Annotated in this window: 6 protein-coding genes and 1 pseudogene; 5 read left to right on the forward strand and 2 right to left on the reverse strand. The window is 73.5% G+C overall.

The window, feature by feature from the left end; all coding sequences use genetic code 11:
- The first annotated feature begins 201 nt into the window (after positions 1 to 201).
- Positions 202 to 1,701, forward strand: a complete 1,500-nt coding sequence (locus tag RIF68_RS24605; protein WP_309053480.1) for a glutamate--cysteine ligase — start codon at positions 202 to 204, stop codon at positions 1,699 to 1,701.
- A gap of 117 nt (positions 1,702 to 1,818) precedes the next feature.
- Positions 1,819 to 2,598 (forward strand): CPBP family intramembrane glutamic endopeptidase, encoded by a 780-nt coding sequence (locus tag RIF68_RS24610; RefSeq protein ID WP_309053481.1) that lies wholly within the window; start codon positions 1,819 to 1,821, stop codon positions 2,596 to 2,598.
- 75 nt (positions 2,599 to 2,673) lie between these two features.
- Here the strand turns inward: RIF68_RS24610 and RIF68_RS24615 are convergent, their stop codons facing one another.
- Positions 2,674 to 3,483 carry a PhzF family phenazine biosynthesis protein gene (locus RIF68_RS24615; RefSeq protein WP_309053482.1) on the reverse strand — a complete coding sequence of 270 codons (810 nt, stop codon included), beginning with the start codon at positions 3,481 to 3,483 and terminating at the stop codon, positions 2,674 to 2,676.
- A 151-nt stretch (positions 3,484 to 3,634) separates the two neighbouring features.
- Here RIF68_RS24615 and RIF68_RS24620 point away from each other — a divergent pair, with 151 nt between their 5' ends.
- Positions 3,635 to 4,240 carry a PadR family transcriptional regulator gene (locus RIF68_RS24620; RefSeq protein WP_309053483.1) on the forward strand — a complete coding sequence of 202 codons (606 nt, stop codon included), beginning with the start codon at positions 3,635 to 3,637 and terminating at the stop codon, positions 4,238 to 4,240.
- Positions 4,241 to 4,271: 31 nt separating this feature from the next.
- Here RIF68_RS24620 and RIF68_RS24625 read toward each other — a convergent pair whose 3' ends face one another.
- Positions 4,272 to 4,496 carry a hypothetical protein gene (locus RIF68_RS24625; RefSeq protein WP_309053484.1) on the reverse strand — a complete coding sequence of 75 codons (225 nt, stop codon included), beginning with the start codon at positions 4,494 to 4,496 and terminating at the stop codon, positions 4,272 to 4,274.
- Positions 4,497 to 4,837: 341 nt separating this feature from the next.
- On the opposite strand from RIF68_RS24625, the gene RIF68_RS24630 reads away from it, so the two are divergent.
- Positions 4,838 to 5,584 (forward strand): Clp protease N-terminal domain-containing protein, encoded by a 747-nt coding sequence (locus tag RIF68_RS24630; RefSeq protein ID WP_375165106.1) that lies wholly within the window; start codon positions 4,838 to 4,840, stop codon positions 5,582 to 5,584.
- A 41-nt stretch (positions 5,585 to 5,625) separates the two neighbouring features.
- Positions 5,626 to 5,945, forward strand: a pseudogene (locus RIF68_RS24635) (EamA family transporter); the annotation flags it as partial.

Consider the following 5,945-nt stretch of genomic DNA (forward strand, 5'->3'; position numbering starts at 1 on the left):
GAATGACGACCCCACTCGGCAAGGCAATATGACATTGGTATATGACGACGCGGAGTGTCCTCGGACCGTGCCGGTGGAGTGCCCGGTGCAGCCTAACCGCCGACGGCTTCGCGCGCAGGGGTTGTGGATCAGCGGGGTGGGCACAATCGTCCGTGACACGCGGCCGTCGTGGCGGCCGCCCAGGGCGGGAGGGACCCTTAGATGGGGGAGAAAGTCGTGGCGGACGGGTTCGCCCCGTCCGACCGGCAGCGGTACCGCACGAAACTCCAGCAGTGTCTCGCGGGACTCGCGAGACTGCTGGCGGAGAAGAGGTTCGACCGTCCGCGAAATCTCATGGGACTGGAGATCGAACTCAATCTCGCGGGCGCCGACGGACTGCCCCGCATGCTCAACGGACCCGTTCTCCAGAAGATCGCGAGCCCCGATTTCCAGACGGAACTCGGATTGTTCAACCTGGAAGTGAACATCGCCCCCCACCGCCTCGCCGGCCGGGTATTCGACCGGCTCGCCGAGGAGGTGAGGACGAGCCTCGGATACGCCGACCGCAAGGCCGCCGAACTCGACGCGGGCGTGCTCATGATCGGCATACTCCCCACGCTCGCCCAGCGGGATCTGGTCTTCGAGAACCTCTCGGCGGCCGACCGCTACACGCTGCTCAACGACCAGATCCTCGCCGCGCGCGGGGAGGACTTCACCCTCGACATCCACGGCGTCGAACGGCTCCTGTGCACCTCGGAGTCGATCGTCCCCGAGGCGGCCTGCACCTCCGTCCAGCTGCACCTCCAGGTCACGCCCGCCCGGTTCGCCGCCGTCTGGAACGCCGCCCAGGCCGTGGCCGGCGTCCAGATAGCCCTGGGGGCCAACGCCCCCTTCGTCTTCGGCCGCGAACTGTGGCGCGAGTCCAGGCCGCCCCTCTTCCTCCAGGCCACCGACACCAGGCCGCCCGAACTCCAGACCCAGGGCGTACGGCCGCGCACCTGGTTCGGGGAGCGGTGGGTGGACTCGGCGTACGACCTCTTCGAGGAGAACGTGCGCTACTTCCCCGCCCTGCTGCCGATCTGCGACGACGAGGACCCCCTGCTCGCCCTCGACGAGGGCCGGGTGCCGCGCCTCCAGGAACTCGTCCTCCACAACGGAACCGTCTACCGCTGGAACCGCCCCGTGTACGGCTGGGTCGACGGCGTCCCCCACCTGCGGGTGGAGAACCGGGTGCTGCCCGCGGGGCCCACCGTCACGGACGTCATCGCCAACGCGGCCTTCTACTACGGCCTCGTGCGCTCGCTCGCCGACGACCCCCGCCCGGTGTGGAGGCGGATGGAGTTCGCGGACGCGGAGGCCAACTTCGACACCGCCTGCCGGCACGGCATCGAGGCGGAGCTGCGCTGGCCCCGGCAGGGGCGCGCCGGCGGGGTCACCACCCTGCCCGCCGTACGGCTCGTCCTGGACGAGCTGCTGCCGCTCGCCGCGGCCGGGCTCGACGCCTGGCACGTGGAGCCGGCCGACCGGGACTTCTACCTCGGGGTGATCGAGCAGCGCTGTCTGCGGCGGGTCAACGGCGCCTCCTGGCAGGCCGACACCTTCCACAAGGCGCTGGGTGACGGCCTGGACCGCGAGGCGGCGCTCGCCGCGACCACCCGCCGCTACCGGGAACTGACGCTGACCGGCGAACCCGTGCACACCTGGCCGGTGGGGACCGGCTGACGCGGCCGGCCCGTCTCCCGCTCCGGTGCCGCCGACGCGTGCGCGATCATGTCAGGGTGGTCGTGCTCGGGGCGTGACCGGGAACGGGAGACGGGTGTGGTGGTGTCGGAACGACGGATGAGCGAACCCCTGCCGGCCGAGGGGCCGCCGCCGCGCTTCCTGCGCTCCGAGACGCTTCTCGTGCTGGCCCTCTCGCTCGGCGCGAGCGCGGTGTCCTCGCTCATCAGCTTCGTCGGCTCGCTCACCAGGCCCGGATCGCTCAAGGAACAGGCGGCCACGCTCAACGGCTCGTACGCGCCGGGACGGCCGTGGCTCGACCTGTCCTGGCAGCTGTTCGGCATCGCCACGGCGCTGGTGCCCGTCCTCCTCGTGGCGCACCTGCTGCTGCGGGAGGGCGCCGGGATGCGCGCGATCGGCTTCGACCGGACGCGGCCCTGGCCGGATCTCGGGCGCGGGACGCTGGTCGCCGCCGCGATCGGCAGCGCGGGCCTCGCCTTCTACCTGGCGGCGCGGGCGTCCGGTTTCAACCTGACCGTGGTGCCGGAATCGCTGCCCGAGGTGTGGTGGAAGTACCCCGTCCTGATCCTCTCCGCGGTGCAGAACTCCGTGGTGGAGGAGGTGATCGTCGTCGGCTACCTGCTGCGCCGTCTGGACGGGCTGGGCTGGTCGCCGGTGGCGGCGCTGGCGGCCAGCTCGGTGCTGCGCGGCTCGTACCACCTCTACCAGGGCGTCGGCGGCTTCGTCGGCAACGTCGTCATGGGCGTCGTCTTCGTGCTCCTCTACCGGCGCTGGGGGCGGGTCGGTCCGCTGGTGGTGGCGCACGCCCTGCTCGACATCGTGGCCTTCGTCGGCTACGGACTGCTGGCGGGCGAGGTGGGGTGGCTGCCGACCGTCTGACGGCGGGCGTGTGACGGAGGGGCGTACGGCGCGGTGCCGTACGCCCCTTCGCCGTACGGCACGGGGGCCGGTCCGTCAGGCGTGCAGCTCGCCGTCCACGACGGTGCGCGCGTGCCCGGTGAGGAGCGTGCGGTCGCCGCGCAGCCGGGTCCGTACGAAGCCGGTGCGGGCGCCGCCCTGCAAGCCGGTCAGATCGTCCCGTCCGAACCGGGCCGACCAGTACGGGGCGAGCGCCGTGTGGGCGCTGCCGGTGACCGGGTCCTCGTCGATCCCGACGGCGGGGAAGAAGCAGCGCGAGGCGAAGTCGTAACCCGCGTCCGGGTGTCGGGCGGCGGCGGTCGTGATGACCCCGCGCGAGGACATGCCCTTCAGGGCGGCGAAATCGGGGGCGAGGGACCTGACGGCCGTCTCGTCCCGGAGTTCCACCAGGAGGTCGCCGAGGTGGGCGGCCGTGTCGTGGACGGCGACCACCTCGGCGCCGAGCGCCCGCGCGAGGCCCTCGGGAGCGGCGACGGGCGTGTGGGAGGAGGTCGGGAAGTCCATCGTGATCGCGCCGTCGGCCTCCGCGGTGGCACCGAGAACCCCGCTGCGCGTCGCGAAGCGGACGGGGCCGTCCGCCCGGCCGGTGGAGCGCAGGACGTGGGCGGTGGCAAGGGTGGCGTGGCCGCACATGTCGACCTCGGTGGTCGGGGTGAACCAGCGCAGCGCCCAGTCCGCCTCGCCGCCGGCGGGGAGGGGATGGGCGAAGGCCGTCTCGGAGAGGTTGACCTCGGCCGCCACGGCCTGGAGCCAGTCGTCCTCCGGGAAGGACTCGAGGAGCAGGACCCCGGCCGGGTTGCCGGAGAAGGGCTGGTCGGTGAAGGCGTCGACGATTCGGATCCGCATGCCCCGGACCGTACCCGTGCGGCCGGGACACCGGCCAAGGCCAATCCCGGACCACTGGACCGGCCCATCGCTTGCCTCGCCCACATTACCGATATATCGTTGAAGCATCGCGACAGTTCACAGAAGGAGAACCGAAGGAAGGAGCGTTGCGATGCGTTCTCATGGACACGGATACGGACACGGCCCCGGACGGGGACACCGCGGACCCGGGCCCCGAGGTGACGTCGACGGCCGCCGCGCCGCCTTCGGCCCCTTCGGGCCGGGCTTCGGCGGCGGTCCCTTCGGCGGGGGGCGCGGGCGCGGCGGAGGCCGCGGGCGGGCGCGGCGCGGCGATGTGCGGGCCTCGATCCTGGCCCTGCTGAAGGACCGCCCGATGCACGGCTACGAGATGATCCAGGAGATCGGCGACCGCAGCGGCGGGGCGTGGAAGCCCAGCCCCGGCTCGGTCTACCCCACCCTCCAGATGCTGGAGGACGAGGGGCTGATCGTCAGCGAGAGCGAGGGCGGCAAGAAGCTGTTCACGCTCACCGAGGCCGGACGCGCCGAGGCCGGCTCGGGACCCGAGGCCCCGTGGGAGGAGGCCGGGCGCGGTGTCGACTGGGAGGCCGTGAACGAGATCCGGCAGGCCGGCTTCGGTCTGATGGAGGCGTTCGGGCAGGTCTGGAAGACCGGCAGCGCCGAGCAGCGGCAGAAGGCGGTCGACGTGCTCAACGACGCCCGCAAGAAGCTGTACCTCATCCTGGCCGACGAGCACTGAGGCGGCCGCGGCCCCGCCCGCCGACGGCCCGTCAGTTGCGGTGGGCCGTCAGCTCCGCCGCGGCCGGACCCGCGCCGTGGCCGATCCACCAGATCTCGGCCGAGTCGAAGGAGTCCGAGGCCCGGGGCGCGCCCTCGTCCTCGTGGCAGTGGTACGCGGCCCAGAACAGGTCGGCCCGCAGCGCGTCGCGCGGGGCGTAGACCCGGTACACGTACTGCCGCCCGTCACGTGCGGGCAGGCCCACCATCCAGAACACATGGGAGGGGACGCGCGGGACGGGGTGCGTGGTTGCCGGGGCGGCGCCACGCAAGGCGGCGCGCGCCCCTGTGGGTGAACTCACGTGATCTCATCCGTAAGGAGGAGGAACCGTGCGCCCGTACCCCACTCCGGTGGGATGCGGACATGCTCCTCACCGGCGATGTGCCCGGGCGCCGGGGCTGATGAGGTGAAAGGGTGCACAGTCCCGTTCCGCATCCGGCTCCCCGCGCGAGCCGGCCCCCGCACCCGCCCGCCCCGCCGCAGGCGCACCCCGGGCAGTCCGCCGCGCCGGAGGCGGCCGGCGCCGTACGGCAGGACGACGGAGTGGCGACGGACGGGATGGGGGCGGCCGAAGGAACGCGGCCGGTCGCCGTGGTGGAGCCGGTCGAAGGGGTGGGGCCGGGAGCCGCCCCCGCTCCCCGGGCGGGCACCCCGTCCGCCGTACGGTTCCCGCGACAGCCCCCCGCCCCGCGGGGGGATCTCGCGGCCGGACTCGCCCCGGTGCTCGCGACCGTCGTGACGGGCGCGCGCCGCAGGGCGCTGCGGGACGGCGACCGTCAGATCGACACCGCGCACCTCCTGCACGCGCTCGTCGAGTCGGACCCCGAGGCCGGCGCCGCCTTCGAGAGCGGCCACCAGCGGGCCCGGGTCCTCGGCTATCTCGTCCAGCGGTCCATCGGCTACGGCCTGCGCTGGCAGCGCTCGGTCGAGGAGTCCGCCGTCCGCCGGGCCCTCCCCGCCGTGCGCGCGGCGACCGGGGCCGGAGGCCGGGGCTCCGCCTGGTCACCCGCGGCCGCCACCGTCCTGGAGGAGGCCTTCCGCAGGGCCGCCGCGCGCGGCGAGGAGCACGCCCGCGGCCTCGACGTGCTCGCCGTCGTGGCCGCCGACCCCGAGAGCCGGGCCGCCGAGGTGCTGCGCGGAGCCGGTGTCGACCCCGTGGTCCTGGCCGCCCGCGCCGAGGAGCGGATCGCGTCCCGGGTGGCGGGGCGGACCGGCGACCGGATCGAAGGGCGGTCCCCGGGGCGGATCGAGGCCCTTCCGGCGGCGGGCGAACCGTCCCACAAGGGGGCGTCTCAACAGGCGTGACGGAGGTGACGCTGCTGACCGCCTCCTGTCATGATGGCCCGATGCACGCGTCTCAGGGGAGGAGCGCCGGCCTGGGACTCGCCTGGCCTCGGCCCTCGCATTCGGTGGTTCGGGAGTGGCGGCCAAGCCGCTCATCGAAGCGGGTCTCGACCCGCTGCACGTCGTCTGGCTCCGCGTCGCCGGCGCCGCGCTCGTCATGCTCCCGGTGGCTTGGCGCCACCGCGCCCTCCTGCGTCGCAAACCGGCCCTGCTCGCCGGCTTCGGCCTGCTCGCCGTCGCCGGTGTCCAGGCCTTCTACTTCGCCTCGATCTCCCGCATCCCGGTCGGCGTCGCCCTGCTCATCGAGTACCTCGCCCCGGCC

The sequence above is a fragment of the Streptomyces sp. genome, from assembly GCF_031178505.1.
Classification (GTDB): Bacteria; Actinomycetota; Actinomycetes; order Streptomycetales; family Streptomycetaceae; genus Streptomyces; species Streptomyces gulbargensis.

Coding starts and splice junctions, on each gene's coding strand:
- RIF68_RS24605 (WP_309053480.1), top strand. CDS start 202: ATGGGGGAGAAAGTCGTGGCGGACGGGTTCGCCCCGTCCGACCGGCAG.
- RIF68_RS24610 (WP_309053481.1), top strand. CDS start 1,819: ATGAGCGAACCCCTGCCGGCCGAGGGGCCGCCGCCGCGCTTCCTGCGC.
- RIF68_RS24615 (WP_309053482.1), bottom strand. CDS start 3,483: ATGCGGATCCGAATCGTCGACGCCTTCACCGACCAGCCCTTCTCCGGC.
- RIF68_RS24620 (WP_309053483.1), top strand. CDS start 3,635: ATGCGTTCTCATGGACACGGATACGGACACGGCCCCGGACGGGGACAC.
- RIF68_RS24630 (WP_375165106.1), top strand. CDS start 4,838: ATGGGGGCGGCCGAAGGAACGCGGCCGGTCGCCGTGGTGGAGCCGGTC.